Genomic DNA, 17,384 nt, shown 5'->3' with positions numbered 1-17,384 from the left:
TTTGCACCACTGACTAACACTCCACCATCCGTTTGTTTATAAGCGATAAATAGATACAACTTTTCTTTTTGTGGCAAGCGATCATGTTCAAATAACATTAACTTATCACCTTCGCGACTAATACCACCGGACTTTATAATTTTTTCCTCTCTCTTTAATTTTCCTTTTAAATTATGTAAGATGTCCACTTGGTAAACAGTGGAGGGAAAGTTTTCTTCATCGTATTCAACCTCACCCCTCGTTTTTACCTTAGCAACAAACACATAATCTGCTTGCTTTACTACTGCTTGCTCATCTGCCATATCAATTGCATAAACAGCGTGTAACGGTTCAATTGGCAAATCTTCTTGATCTAAAACCGTTGTTTGACAACCTGCCAAAAAAAGCACATTTATAACGATAGCTAATACATAAATAAACTTTGATTTCATCTTAGATTGTGGCTCCATTGCTCCCGTCACTCCTCTCTAATATTTCCGATAAGCTGCATTGTAAGATGCTTTATCATTGCCACTTAAAGTTATGCGTGATGTAACATATGAAAAGATAACATCTTCTTTAGTGTTATGAGCTAAACCCAACGCATGACCTAATTCATGTATCATCACATTACGTCTTTGGTTTAAGGTCAATTTTTTCATATTATATCTGTTAAACTTCATGGTACCTCGAGAGGATGTTACAGCTACAATAGGTTCCTTTTTGGAATAATCCGATAAACGCGCATCCGCAGTTACTTTAGCCGTTTTTTTTCTAATAACACCCTTCTTATATTTGTTCCAGACTCCCACACCAAAATTAAATTCTTTTTGGTAGCTGGTTTTTCCATCCCAATTAAGCTGTTTCTTTTTATTAACTAAATTCCAGCTAATTAATTTCACTTTAGCCGCTGATGCATTTTGTGGTGCTACTAAAATAATACTCATTAAAACCATTATAATAAGTGTTACTCGAAAACTTAATCTCCAATACTTCTTCAAAATATACCACTCCTTTCATCTACAGAACAACTCACTGTATGAAACTAAAATAGTATATCCTCCCACTAACCCCTGTTCTTTTATACCCTCTAACAGTGAAAAAAGAACACTTCCCCATTATTTGTAGTGATGTTTAGTTACTTTTAACTTTTCAAAACAAAAAAAACAGAATGGATTACTCCATTCTGTTCAGTCTTATGACACTGCCTTAATCGTCTTTCGACTAAGTTTTCTACAGCTTATTCAGTTACTTAGAGATATTTTGCGATTACTTCATCCAACTCTTCTTTTGGACGGTAACCAATAATTGTTTCTTTTACTTCATTGTTTTGTTTCACTAATAAAGTTGGAATACTCATGATACCAAACTCTTTAGATGTATCAGGATTATCATCAACATTAACTTTGACAATTTTCACTTTATCGCCAAGTTCTTCACTGATTTCATCTAACACTGGCGCAACCATACGACAAGGTCCACACCAAGGTGCCCAAAAATCAACTAAAACTAAACCTTCTTTTGTTTCTTCTACAAATGTTGCATCTGATACTTCATAAACGTTACTCATATATATTGCCTCCCTTTTAAGTATAAAAATAGTACGATTATCTCTTTATAAACACAAGTGATAATCTCTCCTTTATTGACCTAGTATAGCATCGTTAGTTTCAAGACGTCTATTTTTTTGCTTACTTTAAAACAGCAACTGTCATACCGTTACCACCTTCATTAGCAGCGCCATAATGATAACTTTTCACAAGGCGATGACCTTTCAAGTAATCTTGTACGCCCTGACGTAATGCCCCTGTCCCTTTACCATGTATGATTGATACTTGTGCATAACCTGCGAGCAAAGCTTCGTCTAAGTACTTATCAAGCTGATGTACTGCATCCTCATAACGTTGACCTCGTAAGTCTAACTCTGTTTTCACATGGCTATCACGCTTAATCGTTGTTAAAAAGCGTTGTTCTTTTGGTTTCTCAGTTTCAACATAAGTCATATTATTTTCCTTAATTGTGGTTTTCATATGACCGACTTGAACTTGCCAACTCTTCTTATCAATACGATTTAATAATTCACCTTTTTGTCCTAAAGATTCAATTCGAACCGTATCACCAGGAGCAAATTCATGATTCACTTTTTTAGGTTTTACAATCGGACCTTTTTTCAAGGTTTTAGGACGTGCCTCTGATAGTTGATGACGGCGTTCAATTAATTCGTGATCCTTAAGATTACTCCGCTGTTGTTGTTGCATCTCACGCAATTCTTTAATAATTTTGTCTGCTGTTTCTTCAGCATTTAAAATGACAGCATTTGCCTTCGAATTTGCATGCTCTAACAAACGATTTTTATTGACCTCATACTCAGCCAAAGCCTCTTCAAGTTCACGTTTTAAAACGCTCGCTTCTTGAACTGTTTCCACAGCTTCTTCAAAACGGACTTCTGCTTGTTGACGCATATCTTCTAACTCGGCAATCATGTTATTTAAATCTGCGCTATCTTCATCAACAAGCCCACGTGCATTTTCAATAACATCGTCCGGCAAACCTAAACGTTGTGAGATATCAAAGGCATTACTTCGACCTGGAATACCAATTTGCAAACGATACGTCGGTCGGAGTGTTTCCACATCAAATTCAACGGATGCATTCATCGTATAGTTACGGTTATAAGCAAACGCTTTTAATTCAGGATAATGTGTCGTTGCCATAATTTGTGCACCTGTTTGGTTCATTGCATCAAGAATTGAAATTGCTAATGCGGCACCTTCTTGTGGATCGGTTCCAGCTCCCAATTCATCAAATAAGACTAAACTTTTTTCATCAACTTCTTTAAAGATTTGTACAATATTGGTCATGTGTGAAGAAAACGTTGATAATGATTGCTCAATCGACTGTTCATCACCAATATCAGCAAAAATTCGTGAATAAATAGGCAACTCAGAATTAACTTCTGCCGGAATTTGTAAACCAGATTGTGCCATCATTGCTAATAAACCTAATGTTTTTAAAGTGATTGTTTTACCACCGGTATTAGGACCCGTAATAATTAACGCATTAAAATCGCCACCAACATAAATATCATTTGGTACGATATCATCAGGATTAATGAGCGGATGACGTGCTTGTATTAAGTTAACACGTAGTTCGTCATTCATAATGGGTGTGACAGCAGACATATTTTTACCTAAGCGCGCTTTGGCAAATGTAAAATCAAAAAAACCAAGCTGTTTTGTATTTTCAGAAATATCCGCTGAATAGGGTTCAACCGCTGCAGATAGTTCTTTTAAAATACGTGCCACTTCATGACGTTCTTTTACTTGTAGTTCACGTCGTTCATTGTTAAGCTCAACAACAGCTTGTGGCTCGATGAAAAGCGTTTGACCTGATGCTGATTGATCATGCACAATACCGCCAAATTGACTCTTATACTCAATTTTAACGGGGATGACATAACGGTCATTACGAATGGTAATAATACTATCTGATAACATCTTACTTGCGGATTTAGAACGCACGATTCCTTCTAGTTTTTCACGAACATTTCCTTCTGAACGTACTAAAGCTCCTCGGATTGCTCGCAAATCGAGACTAGCACTATCCGTTACATAACCCGTTTCATCAATTGCATCCAGCACTTGTTTTTCAATGTCTTCCAACGGTACTAAGGTTTCTGCTAAGGCTGTTAACGCAGGCATATCAATACCACCTGCTTCAAACTGCATAATAAATTGTTTGAATAAACGGGCAACTTGTAAGTTACGAGCCACTTGATACAGTTCTATACCGTTTAAATCCGCCCCAATTTCCAGACGTTTAAGTGCCATTCCCACATCATGTATGCCCGCTAAAGGAGCCTCACCACGCAGGCGTAAAACCTTTGCAGCTTCATCCGTTTGTGCTAAACGCTCCTGTACAGTTTCAATATCTGTCGCAGGTTTTAACGTGCGGATATATTTTTCACCTAAGCTTGAAACCACTTGTTCAATCAAGCTTTGTTTAATTTTTTCAAATTCTAAAACAACTTCTACTTTCTTATTCATTTTCTCACCTTCCATTACAATACATTAAATTATTTTCGACTGAATCATCCAGTGATAAAAATAATCTGATAAAATGGGCGTTTTCATAATGACCCACTGTGCGACATCTGACTTGTTGTATGCATTTTGAATCATCTCATTTGGAAATAAGAGTATGAGATAAAGTCCCATAAAAATAACTGCATAATGAATAACAAATCCTAGTACTCCACCAATCAAGCCGTTTAATTGCTTTAATACCGGCAGGTTGGCAATTGAATTAATCATTCTAATAATCGTTTTAACAACAATTGAACTAATAATAAACAATATTAAAAATGCAATCACATTGTAAAATACAAGTTCACTATTTAAAAAGGATAACGCTGATTCTTTATCAACATTAAACTTTATAAAGTCCAAATGACGTGCAAAGGGACGGTAATACATATACGATATGATTAAAACAACAATGAGCCCTATAAAATTAAGGATGTACAATACCGCACCGCGCTTCATTCCAACGACAACTCCGAAAAAAAGCAACAGGGCTATAATAATATTCAGTACCATTGACCTCTTCCTTTCTGGATAGCTATTTAAAATAACTCTCTTTACATTATACCAGTCCCAGCTCACATCTCATAAGCTTAATGTTTAAACTCAGCATAATTTAAGTCTTTTTCATTTTTTTAAAAACTTTTTTTATTTTTCACTTTACATATCAAAGGATAGAAGCTATACTATTGTAAGTAAGGAACAATAAATTAAATTTAAAGGGGTTTTCATTATGTCAAACACATTTTTAAATGCTATTCAAAACCGTCGTTCAATCTATGCATTGGATGCAAACACTACATTGAGCAACGCTCAAATTACTGAAACAATTCAAACAGCTATTGCTCATGCACCTTCTGCTTTTAACTCTCAAACAACAAAAGCTGTTGTTTTATACGGTGAAGAAAGCACTAAATTATGGAACCTCGTATTAGACGCACTTCGTAAAGTAACACCTGAAGCTGCTTTTGCTGATACTGAAGCTAAAATCAATTCTTTTGATGCTGGCGTTGGTACTGTATTATTCTTTGAAGATACAAGCATTGTTAAAGGTTTACAAGAAGCATTTGCACTTTATGCTGACAACTTCCCTATCTGGTCAGAACAAGCTGCTGGAATTTCACAATTCTCAGTATGGACTGCACTTGCTCAAGAAAACGTTGGTGCTTCTTTACAACACTATAGCAACCTTATCGAAGCTCAAGTTGCTGAAGCATGGAACATTCCAGCTGAATGGAAATTAACAGCTCAAATGCCTTTTGGTAACATTGCAGCTCCTGCTGGCGAAAAAGAATTCGCTCCAATTGCTGACCGTGTAAAAGTTTACGGTGAATAATTAACAGCTTCTTTGATATAAAACCCCTGTAGCTAAAAACGCTACAGGGGTTTTTTTATCATTTAAATTGAGCGTTTAACGAATCTCTGCTCCAATTGCTTCCAAAGCAACGACAATCTTATCGTAAGATGCGCTTACTTCTTCGTCTGTCAATGTACGACTTGGATCAAAGTAAGTCAAATTGTAGGCCATTGATTTTTTATCGTTACCGATTTTATCATTAACAAAGACATCAAATAAGACGATGTGCTTCAATAGACCTCCTGCATTTTCTTTAATAATATCTTCTAAAGTAGCATTTGTTACTTCATTGTTAACCAATACAGCAATATCACGTTGGCTAGCAGGGAAACGTGGCATTTCATGGTAATTTTTCTCCACTTTATCAGCTGCTAATAAAGCTTGCAAGTTAAGTTCAAACACATATGTTTCTGGCAAGTCTAAACGCGCAGCTTCTGATGGATGTAATTGTCCTAAATAACCTACTTCTTCTGTACCAAGATAAATAGCTGCTGCACGACCTGGGTGAAGTTCTGCCTTTTTAGTTGCTTCAAAACGAAGGGGTGCGACTAATCCTAATGTGCTTACAACCGCTTCAATCATCCCTTTTACATCGAAGAAATCGACGGGACGGGCAATTTTTTGCCAAGGTGTTGATTCCCATAAACCTGTTACAGCACCTGCTAAATGTTCTTCTTCCGTTGGACGATCCGTTTCATTGCCATAAAAAACACGGGCAATTTCATAGAAAGCAACATTGCTTTGACGACGGGCAACGTTATATGCGACAACATCTAATAATCCCGCAGCCAAGCTTGTACGCAAGTGTGAATGTTCTTCACTCATTGGCATTGCTAATTTTGTTAAATGTGTTTCTTTCAGTGCTAAGTAACCCGCTTTGGCTTCTGTTTCTAAGCCATAAGTGATTGCTTGGTAAAAACCATTCCCTTCAAGTAATTGACGGATTTCACGTGTTTTTTGTTGACGGTAATTTAATTTACCAGGAGTTGCTTCACCTTTTGGTAATGTGCTTGGTAAATTATCATAACCATAAATACGCCCAACTTCTTCCAATAAGTCTGCTTCAATCGAAATATCAGGACGACGAGATGGCACAGTTACCATAAAGACGTTACCTTCATGTGTCGTTTCAAATTGTAAGCGGTCAAATGCTTCAGCAACATCTGTAACTGTCATCGTTGTACCAAGTACATGATTCACACGTTTAACATCTAGTGGTAATGTCACTTCAAATGGTTCGCGGTGATCGATTGTTAATGGCTCTGCTAAAATTGTTGCATCCGCTAACTCAACTAACAATGCCAACGCATGTTGACGAGCTTGTTCAGCAACAAAATAATCCATCCCTTTTTCAAAACGCATACTTGCTTCACTACGAATACCGACAGCTTTAGCAGATAAACGTGTCACAGTTGGCTGGAACAATGCTGTTTCAAGCGCCACACGAGTTGTTTTGGCAGTGACTTCACTAGCAAGACCACCCATAATACCTGCTATGGCAATTGGTGTGTCATTGCTTGTAATCACAAGGTTTTTTTCTGATAACGTGCGTTCAACACTATCTAATGTTGTAAAAGCTTCATCTGCTTTTGCACGGCGAACAGAAACATCTTTGCCCGCTAATGTATCAAAATCAAATGCATGTAAGGGTTGGCCATATGTTAATAAGATGTAGTTAGTAATATCGACAACATTATTATGTGGACGAATACCTGCTTTCATCAATTTCCCTTGTAACCATAATGGTGATTCTTTGATTACGACATTTTCAGCAATTGCAATGCTGTAATAAGGTGTATCCACCGTATTTTCAACATTTAAAGCTAACAAGTCAGCAGTTTGTTGTGTCGAAACATTCGTAACTTCTGGCACTGTTAATACTGGTTTTTCAGCTATAATTGCTCCGACTTCGTAAGCAACGCCACGCATACTCAATGCATCAGAACGGTTTGGAGTAATTCCTAATTCTAAAATCGGATCATTTAATCCTAATAATTCGAGCACATCTGTACCCGGTGTTTGTTTTTCAGTGAACACATAGATACCTTCTACAAATGCTTTAGGCACAACTTTACCATCGATACCAAGCTCTTGTAAGGCACAAATCATACCATTAGAGACTTCGCCACGTAATTTAGCTTTTTTAATTTTAATACCACCTGGTAAACGAGCACCTGGTAAGGCTACGATAACATCTTGTCCCACTGCAACATTAGGTGCGCCACAGACGATTTCTGCTAGCTCTTCTTCGCCAACGTTAACAGTGAGCTTATGCAATTTTTCAGCATTAGGATGTTGTTCACATGTTACAACATGACCTACAACAACTTTTTTAATACCATCTGCGTAGTTAAACACATCTTCCACTTCGATCCCCGTACGCGAAATCACTTCGCCTAATGCTTTTGCCTCTTGATTTAAGTTTGGTAAGTATTCTTGCAACCATTTATATGATACAAACATATTATTTCCTCCTTAATCTTTCACTTTGAATTGTTCTAAAAAGCGGACATCGTTCGTGTAGAAGTGACGGATATCATCAACGCCGTATTTTAACATTGCAATACGATCAGGTCCCATACCAAATGCAAAACCACCGTATAATGATGAATCAATTCCAGCCATCTCTAAGACGTTGGGATGTACCATTCCTGCTCCGAGAACTTCAATCCAGCCTGTACCTTTACATACGTTACAGCCTGACCCACCACATTTGAAACATGAGATATCCATTTCAACAGAAGGTTCAGTGAATGGGAAGAAACTTGGACGCAAACGAATTTCGCGCTCTTCACCAAACATTTTTTTAGCAAAAGCAGTCAATGTGCCTTTTAAGTCGGACATCGTAATGTGTTTATCGATGACCAAGCCTTCAATTTGAGTAAATTGATGTGAATGTGTAGCATCATCGCTATCACGACGATAAACTTTTCCAGGACAGACAATTTTGATAGGTCCGTTGGCAAAGTCATGTTTCTCCATTGTACGAGCTTGTACAGGCGACGTATGTGTACGCATTAGGACTTCATCAGTAATATAGAATGTGTCCTGCATATCACGTGCTGGATGGTCTTTTGGCAAGTTTAACATTTCAAAGTTATAATGATCTTGCTCCACTTCTGGTCCTTCAACAATTGAATAACCCATTCCGATAAATAAATCTTCAAGTTGTTCTACAACTTGCGTTAAAATATGTGATGAGCCAGTTTTAACTTCACGACTTGGTAAAGTAACATCAATGCTTTCATGAGCCAACTGTTTTTCAATTTTAAGCGCTTCTAAGTCTGAATGTTTTTCATCCATTGCAGTAGTGATTGCTTCACGGACTTCGTTAGCAACTTTCCCCATCAACGGGCGCTCCTCATTAGAAAGTTTACTCATACCTTTCATAATTTCAGTCATTGGGCCTTTTTTACCTAAAAACTTCACGCGTACATCGTTTAATTGCGGTAAATCAATCACTGCTTCAATTGCTTTTACTGCTTCTTCTTTAAGATTCTTCAATTTATCTATACTCATGGTAATCCTCCTTTGAATGTTTGAACCTTTGGACAAAATAAAAAACCTCGTCTCCAAAAAGGGACGAGGTTCATCGCGGTACCACCCTGATAAAAGAGCATAGGCCCTTTCACTTCATTGAGATAACGGCTGTATTACTACAACCGGCCAACTTTACATGTTCGTTAACATGGTCCCGCTGGCGACTCCAGAGTTGAACGGTAAGCTTGCTTCCAATGTGGGCACTCTCAGTCAATGATGCCCTTTCCTGTCATTATTCACAAACGCCTTATGCTCTTTCATAGTCTGACTATTTAGCTATTCTTCCATTATACTGGGTCTATCATTAATTTTCAACTACCTCTTGCGGTGAATCAATCCATTTTTCGGCCCATTCATGAATATCTTTTGTTGCTTTTTGTAAGTCTTTCCCTTTAGGTGTCAAAATATATTCAATTCGAACCGGTGTTTCTGGATAAACTTTTCGCTCAACAATGTCTTTCGCTTCGAGTTCTTTTAAGCGCTCTGCTAAAACACGGTCACTCATATTAGGGATTAACTCTGATATCTCTTTAAAGCGACGACAGTCTCCGTTTAATAACACTTCGACAATTAGACCTGTCCAACGTTTACCTAAAAGTTGAAAAGCTTCTTCAAACTTAGGACATAATACCATTGAAGTTGTCATTATTCTTCACCTCTTTGTTAAGTTTTTCTTTATTATAACACAACACCCATAAAGATAGCCACTATCTAATAAGATACGACTTGTTTTTTGTAAGTTACTTCGAACCCGAACTACCCATCCCACCTGAACGTGTAGTATTTAAGGTTACATCTTCATCCGCTACAAGATATTTCTTAAAAATTCCTTGTGCAATGCGCTCGCCCGCTTCAATTGTTACAGTTTCTTCAGAATGATTCACTAAACAAATACCAATATTGCCATAGTTTCCTTCATTAGCATAATAAGAAGAATCAATAATACCAACTGTATTAGCCATTGTAAGATTTTTCTTAATACCAATCGAAGAACGCACATATATTTCAAGCACTTCATCCGCTAACATATAAGAACAAACATCTGTCCAAAATAAATGTTTTTGTCCAGGTGCAATCGTTGCTGTTTCATTTGAGCTAAAATCATACCCTGCTGAACGGCTGTCTGCACGAACTGGTAACTTGATTGTGACTTCTGGGTATTTACGATTTTGTGTGGGAACTGCTTCAAAGCCTCTTGTTTTCATATTATACCTTCTCTCTGTCATTATGATCTGCTAGATGGTAGGCAAGTATTCCGGTTGCAACTCCTACGTTTAAGGACTCAGCCTTACCATAAATTGGAATATACACTTTTTCATCTAATTTTTCAATGATTTCAGCATTAATACCTTGTGCCTCGTTACCAACAACTAGAGCTACACGCTCTAACGGATCAATTTGATAATGTCGTTTTGCTTCTGCATCAAGCACTGCACCAAAAACAGGTACTTCTTGTTCTTGTAGGGCCGGAATAAATTCTGTTAAATCAACACCTGCAACAACATTGATATGATATAAACTTCCTTGAGTTGCACGTACGACTTTAGGGTTGTAGATATCTCCACTTCCTTTACCCAATACCACCGTATCATAGCCAGCTGCATCTGCCGTACGAATAATCGTACCAATATTACCTGGATCTTGTACTTCATCCATTATTAAAACAAAATTCATCGCATCAATATCAGAATTACTCTCAATCATTTCAATCTCTGCAAATAAACCTTGTGTTGAATTTGTTTCAGCTAAAGCATCCGCTACTTGCGGAGTTACACCGTATTTTGCTAACATATCGACATTCCAATTTGTTGGAATTTTTGTTTCATCACGCACAATCAATGCTTTAATTGTTTGTTTAGCAAGTATCGCTTCTTCGATTAAATGAATCCCCTCTACAAGGTAACTACCGCTTGCTTCGCGACCTTTTTTTGTTGCTAATTTACGCCATTTTTTGATGCGATCATTTTTAATTGATGTAATTCTTTCCATTACTTTCCACGTCCTTTTCCTTCATACAGTGCTTTAATTATAGCACAACTTATTATTTTTATTTATAGCAAATATCAGTTACAATAGAAGGAACAAGAGGTGTTACACAACGAGAATAATGCATAAACGAATAGAGGTGAAGAGATGAACAGTTTATTAGCAATCACGCTACTACTATTCGCAGTCTTTATCTGTTGGGTAGTAATCAAATATTTACAGAGTGATAGTCGTCTGTTATTTGTTGCGTCTCAAAAGAAAGATTGGTTTGCCTATAAAACACGTGATGATGAGATTGTTTTCACTTGGAAAGGTATTCTTTTTACAGCCCGTCATGCACCACCACAAATTCGCGAAAATACTGTGACTTCTTATTATTTTATTACCCCATTTAATTACGAGGAAATTGCTGGTTTTGAAGACAGTGATGTGCGTTTAATGCATGAATTGCTCGAAGAAACTTATCCTAACAGTCAATTTTCTTGGGCAGCCCCATTAGGATTACTAATATCGTAACAAAGTGATGAGCTTTATGAGGACAGTATGGGCGCTAATATCGTAGCGGATTTATTCGCTTTACGAGAGTAGTATGGGACGCAAATTTTCATAGAAAATTGAGTACCACTCCTCATGTTAGATGCTTTAAGAGTACCATTCCTTTGCTAATATCGTAGCGGATTTATTCGCTTTACGAGATTAGTATGGGACGGAGCGCAAGCGAGTACCACTCCTTCTATTAATAACTTAAGAGTACCAATCCTTTTTTACAGCGCACAGTGCTAATATCGTAAAATCACCATCTCTCATACTAATAACTTAAGAGCTCCACGCCTTATACTCAAAAAAACGCTATTACGACACATCACTAATTAATAAGTGAATGTCGTAAAGCGTTTTTTTATTTATCAAACTACAGCCTTGTTGTCAGCAATTTCGAAGATACTCGTTTGCGATCAAAGTAATCGCGACTCATACTTCTACAATCCCTTCATTTCTAAACAGCTTCAGTTATTTTTACATTAATCGTTGGGCGAGTTGTTCCAACTTAACTCCACGTAATTCGCCCCATTCTTTAAGTCGTCCATATGTTATTACAGGAACTTTACGTAATTTAGAAAGATTTTTAGCGTTAACCATTACAGCAATCATCTTCATTTGCTCTTTCCATGTTTCAACCCATTCAATGGTTTCTTCCACATCATGTTCTTTTAAGTAAGCTAAAATTACACCAGCAATTCCAACTGCTTCAGCGCCTAATGCTAAACACTTAATGGCATCTAACGGATGACGCACACCCCCTGAAGCAAAGTAAGGCATATTTACATAGTTGGGTGATTGGATTGCAATTAAAGATTGGGCTGTTGTTTGACCCCAGTCATTGAAGTAATCCCACTTGCCATCACGACGACGAGCATTTTCAATACGTGCAAAATCAGTGCCGCCTTTTCCAGCTAAATCAATAATGTCGACGTTGATATCACGCAAACGCATAATTGTTTTACGTGCTAACCCAAAACCTACTTCTTTGACAATAATCGGGACATCCACTTGCTCTTTAATAGCTGCAATATTATCAAGCCAATGATCGAACTCACGTGATCCTTCTTTCATCACTAATTCTTGTGCCACATTCACATGGATTTGTAATGCATCTGCTTGTAAAATATCAACGGCTTTTTGAGCCTGCTCGGGTGTTAAATCAGCACTAATATTAGCAAACAGTACACCATTCGGATGTTTTTCACGCACAATGGAATACGTTGATGCTAGTTCTGGCTCACGAATCGCTGCATGCATTGAGCCCACAGCCATCATTAAACCTGTTGCTGCTGCTACTTCAGCAAGTTGGCCATTTAATTTTTCCGTATGTGGGCTACCACCAGTCATCGCATTGATATATAACGGTATTTCAAATTCTAAGCCAGCGACTTCCCCTGATAAATCAACGTCTGCTAGGTTAAGCATTGGTACCGCGTCATTGATTAATTCCAATTCATCAAACTGCGATGTCGTTTTTGTTTGATGCTGAGCAACCGCAAAATAAACGTGTTCATCTTTACGGCGTTGACGTTCTATATTTGCATCCATTTTAATTCCCCCTAATCCTTATCAGATAACTTCAGCTTCGCTAACGCCTCTGCTAATGGGTTATTGAAAGGTTCATCCTCTTGTTTTTGTGCTTTCATATATTTTGCCACGTCTCCTTTTGAGACACGACTTTTTTTATTTTTGTCCATTCTTTTATTCATTGCTTCTTGGCTTTCACGATGACCACATACACATGAATACACAGCAGTAGATCCTTTACCACGCAATTGCAATTTTTTCTTACATTCTGGGCAACGTGCATTAGTTGTGCGGACAACGTTTTTCTTAGTATTACATTCTGGATCCTGACAGACTAACATTTTACCATTTTTCGTTTTAATATCCAACATGAATTTACCACAAGTCGGGCATTTGGTTGCTGTCAAATTATCATGTTTATATTTCTTTTCACTCTTTTTAATATCAGTAATAACTTGTTGCGTATAATCTTTCATTTCTTGAATGAATTGTGATTTCGCATATTTCCCTTTTTCAATGCGAGCTAACTTATCTTCCCAATCAGCTGTTAAATCTGGTGTTTTTAATTTTTCTGGTGCTAAATCAAGCAATTGACGTCCTTTAGCTGTTGCACGTAAGCCACCATTAACTTGTTCTACAACGTTTAACGCATATAGCTTTTCAATAATATCAGCACGCGTAGCAACCGTACCAATTCCACCCGTTTCTTTCAACGTTTTTGCCATTTTTGAATCTTCAATTTGGAAGATAGTCGTTGGGTTTTCCATCGCTTTTAACAAAGTTCCTTCATTAAGATAAGCAGGTGGTGACGTGTGACCTTCTGATTGTGCTAGTTTATAAGTTGTATAACGTTCACCTTGCTTAAATGCCAAAGCTTTTGTAACCGTATTTTCTTCATACAATGCTTTAAAACCCAATTGTGTGACGATTTTATGTTTTGCTGTGAATCTTTCATCCTTAATTGTTGCTTCAATCGTTTGCTCTGTATAAACAGTTGCCGGCATTAAAACACTAACAAATTTTTCCACAACTAAATTATAAATAGCAAGTTCACGTGCACCTAATTTCAAATAGTTAGGCGCTTCTTCTGTCGGGATAATGGCATGATGATCCGATACTTTAGCGTTATTTACAAACCCACTGTTTGCCTTAATTGGTTGACGTAACACCGTTTTGATTTGCTCACCAAATTTCGATTTCCGAGCTGCTGTTAAACGTTCTTTTAAGGTTGGTACCACATCTTCCGAAATAAAACGCGAATCTGTCCGTGGATAAGTTAACACCTTGTGTGTTTCATAGAGTGTTTGCATAATTTTCAACGTTTCTTTAGCGGAATACTTAAAACGCTTATAAGCATCTTGTTGTAACGTTGTTAAATCATAGAGTGCCCCAGGAAATTGTTTTTTCTCACTATTTTTAACCGCCGTAATTGTGACTGGCTGGCCTTTAAGTTTTTGAGCAATTTCTTTAACTATTTCAGGGTTTTTGACACTTGATTGTTTGTTTGCATTTAACCATTTGAATGTCGTGCCTTCAATCGCTAAATCAAGACCATAAAAAGGCGTTGATTTAAAACTTTGAATTTGCGTTTGGCGATGCGCAATCATTGCCAATGTTGGTGTTTGTACGCGGCCACATGAAAGTTGGGCATCATATTTTTTAGTTAACGCACGCGTTGCATTAATTCCAACTAACCAATCGGCTTCAGAACGTGCCAATGCGGCTTGATAAAGCGGCTCAAATTCCTTAGCATTACGCAACGTATTAAAGCCTTGTTTGATTGCTTGATTCGTAACTGATGAAATCCATAAACGTTTCAACGTTTTATTTTTAAGCTTACATTTATCTAAAATTAAACGAGCAACGAGCTCTCCTTCACGCCCCGAATCAGTCGCAATAATAATTTCATTAATATCATCGCGTTCAATTAAACGTTTAACTGCATTGAACTGCGCACTTGTTTGTTTGATAACGACTGTTTTCATCTGAGGTGGGATAATTGGTAATACGTTTAAATCCCATTCCTTATATTTATTATCATATTGTTCTGGTTGTGCATTTGTCACTAAATGGCCTAATGCCCATGTCACAACATATTTTGGCCCATCAATATAATTACGATTAGTTTGAGTTGAACCCATTACACGCGCAATATCACGTGCAACAGACGGCTTTTCAGCCAATACTAATGATTTCATAATTTTTCACACCCGCTTCAGTTTTATGTTTTAGCCTTTTTTCAAGCCAAAGTCTTCCCCTATTTTATCATATCCACAGCTATTTCACACGAAAGTCTCGGTTAACAAATGTATTAATACTAAGTATTTCTCAATAGACATGCAAAAAAAATCAATCCCACGATTATACTCTTTACCGTGAGATTGACCCTGTTATTGATATTAACTTCAACGTTTTGATTCACTATTAGCAATTGTTAGTTGTCGAAAAGCAAATACAATTAGTACTAACCCTATTACAAATGTAATTGGTGTACGACTTTCTTCCCCAGTATGCGGCAAGGCTGTTTTTTCTACCTTCGCAACATTATCTACTGTACCTGGATTGGCACTTGATTCTGTGCTCACAGCTATGTTGGAATCTGTACTTGTATCAGTACTCGGTTTGGTACTTGGTTCGGTACTTGGTTCTGTACTTGGCTGGGTACTCGGTTCGGTACTCGGTTCGGTACTCGGTTCGGTACTTGGTTCTGTACTTGGTTCGGTACTTGGTTCTGTACTCGGTTCGGTACTTGGTTCTGTACTTGGTTCGGTACTTGGTTCGGTACTTGGTTCGGTACTCGGTTCTGTACTCGGATCGGTACCTCCGCCACCTTCAGCACCGTATTTTTCCGAATAGCCTAGCACTTATGCGATTCTTCGATGTCAGAGCCATCTACTTTGGAAAATAGTTCTGCGTTATTAGTGTATTGTTCTTTACTAAAATCAGTTTTTGTTTTATATGTAATGTAAATACGTTCATCGGTATCTCTCAATGGAATTTTAAAAGTCTTAGCACCAGTCCATTCAACCTTAACATCTTCATCTATCGTTGCTTCAGCTGTACTTGGACCATAAACGACACGAACTGTATCACTATTTTTCGATCCTAAAAAAGTCAAACCATCGCCTAATGTATCAATTAGATACCCATCGTTTAAAACTTTCTTTTGTTCAAACGTATTAATGTATATCTGCCATGTAAGTGTATCTTTAGGATTTTGATTTCCTAAGTATCTCCCACTTTTCGTGAGCCATGCACCCGATCCAGATCCCACATCTGGTTTGTTAATAATTATATCTTTATTAACTAAACCATTGATTGTTTCAAATGGGATACTATTTTTTTCATCTAATGTGATATTTTTAGCATTAAAATTAGACCAGATATCTAAGTATGCATTGCTGATTCCTTTCTCTACCTCAGCAGTAAAAGTAATTTCAACTAAACCATTTTTTATAGTAGCTGTTCCAAAAACCACACCTTCAGCTGTTTTTAATGCAACATTTTCCATTTCAATATTATCATATCTAATTTCTGATGGGATTGTAAAAACTGCTTTATCCCCAGCAACAATGTTTGAGCCTTTTGGAATTGCAAATTCGTACGAAAGCACAAATTTTTTATCACTTTTTATTTCAGTTAAGATTTCACCATTTTTAGCCGTTGTATCCGATTTGAAATTAACATCCGTTACGATACTGTCAGTGATGTTTTTTGCACTCACACTATAATTTGGATAACTAAAAGCAAATAGTACAATCCCTATCAAAACAAATATCCTTAGCTTAAACATTCAAACTCCCCCTTTTTGGTACTATCTTAAGTTTAATTTAATAGTATCTAAAAAGATATTGAAACGTTTACTTTTTTTAATATTTATTAACTAACATTTTTATAGTTGTCTATGTGATTTTCTGTATATAGTCTATACTTAAGGTGCATGTCAAAAAATTAATGAAATTCATTGAGGTGAGTAGAATTACAAATATAATCCATCAACAATATCAAAAGAGAACTAAACAATTTTTATTGCTAACACTTATGATTACAATTATTACAACTTTAATAAGTTACTTTCTAACTCCAAATCTATCCGAATTAAATCAAAACTTAGATCGAGTTTCAAATGATGCAACTGGTCTATCTAAAGTATTTGTATACGTCGTCAATAACGGACTACATGTGCCTTTACAGATGTTCTTTTTATCATTGATACCGATACCATTCTTATACCTCTGCAATCTAATACTAACAGCCATAATACCTGGTATTCTGTTTGGTATCATGCTACATTTAAGCTTTGCTGAAAGTCTTCCGATTTTTGTTGCTAGCTTACCTCACTCCATTACAGAAATGCTTGCATATTGTATTTT

16 protein-coding genes and 1 pseudogene are annotated in these 17,384 nt (G+C 36.9%); 3 read left to right on the top strand and 14 right to left on the bottom strand.

All coding sequences use genetic code 11. The features are described 5' to 3' along the window. From IKV95_RS10930 to IKV95_RS10910, 5 genes and pseudogenes are all read right to left on the bottom strand, one after another. Window positions 1–449 (bottom strand): annotated as a pseudogene (locus IKV95_RS10930) (hypothetical protein); the annotation flags it as partial. A gap of 18 nt (window positions 450–467) precedes the next feature. After that, on the bottom strand, window positions 468–980 hold the full coding sequence (locus IKV95_RS10925; protein WP_232011788.1) for a matrixin family metalloprotease: 513 nt from the start codon (window positions 978–980) through the stop codon (window positions 468–470). Between the two features lie 251 nt (window positions 981–1,231). Beyond that, entirely contained in the window at window positions 1,232–1,549 is a 318-nt protein-coding gene (gene trxA / locus IKV95_RS10920; RefSeq protein ID WP_029092399.1) for a thioredoxin, read from the bottom strand. Window positions 1,550–1,670: 121 nt separating this feature from the next. Beyond that, complete coding sequence (locus IKV95_RS10915) at window positions 1,671–4,025, bottom strand: endonuclease MutS2 (protein ID WP_287451847.1); 2,355 nt, start codon at window positions 4,023–4,025, stop codon at window positions 1,671–1,673. A 24-nt stretch (window positions 4,026–4,049) separates the two neighbouring features. Beyond that, window positions 4,050–4,577: a CvpA family protein gene (locus IKV95_RS10910; protein WP_287451846.1), complete on the bottom strand. Its 528-nt coding sequence runs from the start codon at window positions 4,575–4,577 to the stop codon at window positions 4,050–4,052. 217 nt (window positions 4,578–4,794) lie between these two features. Between IKV95_RS10910 and IKV95_RS10905 the strand changes: the two genes are divergently transcribed. Beyond that, the gene (locus tag IKV95_RS10905; protein ID WP_029092402.1) at window positions 4,795–5,397 is read left to right on the top strand and encodes a nitroreductase family protein; all 603 of its coding nucleotides are present in this window, start codon (window positions 4,795–4,797) and stop codon (window positions 5,395–5,397) included. 75 nt (window positions 5,398–5,472) lie between these two features. Here IKV95_RS10905 and pheT read toward each other — a convergent pair whose 3' ends face one another. From pheT to IKV95_RS10880, 5 genes are all read right to left on the bottom strand, one after another. Beyond that, the gene (gene pheT, locus IKV95_RS10900; protein ID WP_287451844.1) at window positions 5,473–7,881 is read right to left on the bottom strand and encodes a phenylalanine--tRNA ligase subunit beta; all 2,409 of its coding nucleotides are present in this window, start codon (window positions 7,879–7,881) and stop codon (window positions 5,473–5,475) included. A 12-nt stretch (window positions 7,882–7,893) separates the two neighbouring features. Beyond that, the gene (gene pheS, locus IKV95_RS10895; RefSeq protein ID WP_029092404.1) at window positions 7,894–8,937 is read right to left on the bottom strand and encodes a phenylalanine--tRNA ligase subunit alpha; all 1,044 of its coding nucleotides are present in this window, start codon (window positions 8,935–8,937) and stop codon (window positions 7,894–7,896) included. Window positions 8,938–9,262: 325 nt separating this feature from the next. Then, on the bottom strand, window positions 9,263–9,604 hold the full coding sequence (locus IKV95_RS10890) for a winged helix-turn-helix transcriptional regulator (protein WP_029092405.1): 342 nt from the start codon (window positions 9,602–9,604) through the stop codon (window positions 9,263–9,265). Window positions 9,605–9,698: 94 nt separating this feature from the next. Next, a complete protein-coding gene (locus IKV95_RS10885) occupies window positions 9,699–10,163 on the bottom strand; it encodes a dCTP deaminase/dUTPase family protein (protein ID WP_069118544.1) in 465 nt (154 codons plus the stop codon). A gap of 1 nt (window position 10,164) precedes the next feature. Then, a complete protein-coding gene (locus IKV95_RS10880) occupies window positions 10,165–10,947 on the bottom strand; it encodes a TrmH family RNA methyltransferase (RefSeq protein ID WP_029092407.1) in 783 nt (260 codons plus the stop codon). 144 nt (window positions 10,948–11,091) lie between these two features. Between IKV95_RS10880 and IKV95_RS10875 the strand changes: the two genes are divergently transcribed. Next, the gene (locus IKV95_RS10875; RefSeq protein ID WP_029092408.1) at window positions 11,092–11,460 is read left to right on the top strand and encodes a hypothetical protein; all 369 of its coding nucleotides are present in this window, start codon (window positions 11,092–11,094) and stop codon (window positions 11,458–11,460) included. 498 nt (window positions 11,461–11,958) lie between these two features. On the opposite strand, the gene fni is transcribed toward IKV95_RS10875, so the two are convergent. From fni to IKV95_RS10855, 4 genes are all read right to left on the bottom strand, one after another. Continuing rightward, entirely contained in the window at window positions 11,959–13,032 is a 1,074-nt protein-coding gene (gene fni / locus IKV95_RS10870) for a type 2 isopentenyl-diphosphate Delta-isomerase (protein WP_069118543.1), read from the bottom strand. Window positions 13,033–13,043: 11 nt separating this feature from the next. After that, window positions 13,044–15,209, bottom strand: coding sequence for a DNA topoisomerase III (locus IKV95_RS10865; RefSeq protein WP_069125684.1), 2,166 nt, complete (start codon window positions 15,207–15,209; stop codon window positions 13,044–13,046). A gap of 207 nt (window positions 15,210–15,416) precedes the next feature. Further along, a complete protein-coding gene (locus tag IKV95_RS10860; RefSeq protein ID WP_287451841.1) occupies window positions 15,417–15,875 on the bottom strand; it encodes an LPXTG cell wall anchor domain-containing protein in 459 nt (152 codons plus the stop codon). Beyond that, window positions 15,869–16,804 carry an Ig-like domain-containing protein gene (locus IKV95_RS10855; RefSeq protein WP_287451839.1) on the bottom strand — a complete coding sequence of 312 codons (936 nt, stop codon included), beginning with the start codon at window positions 16,802–16,804 and terminating at the stop codon, window positions 15,869–15,871. Before IKV95_RS10855 ends, IKV95_RS10860 begins: the two co-directional genes overlap by 7 nt. 161 nt (window positions 16,805–16,965) lie before the next feature. Here IKV95_RS10855 and IKV95_RS11290 point away from each other — a divergent pair. Then, window positions 16,966–17,384: stage II sporulation protein M (locus IKV95_RS11290; RefSeq protein ID WP_483296367.1), on the top strand; the 419-nt coding region annotated here is incomplete at its 3' end.

The organism is Brochothrix sp., from assembly GCF_017549435.1.
Classification (GTDB): domain Bacteria; phylum Bacillota; class Bacilli; order Lactobacillales; family Listeriaceae; genus Brochothrix; species Brochothrix thermosphacta.
The sequence above is the reverse complement of the archived record's forward strand: the minus strand, read 5'-3'. Positions and strand labels throughout refer to the sequence as shown.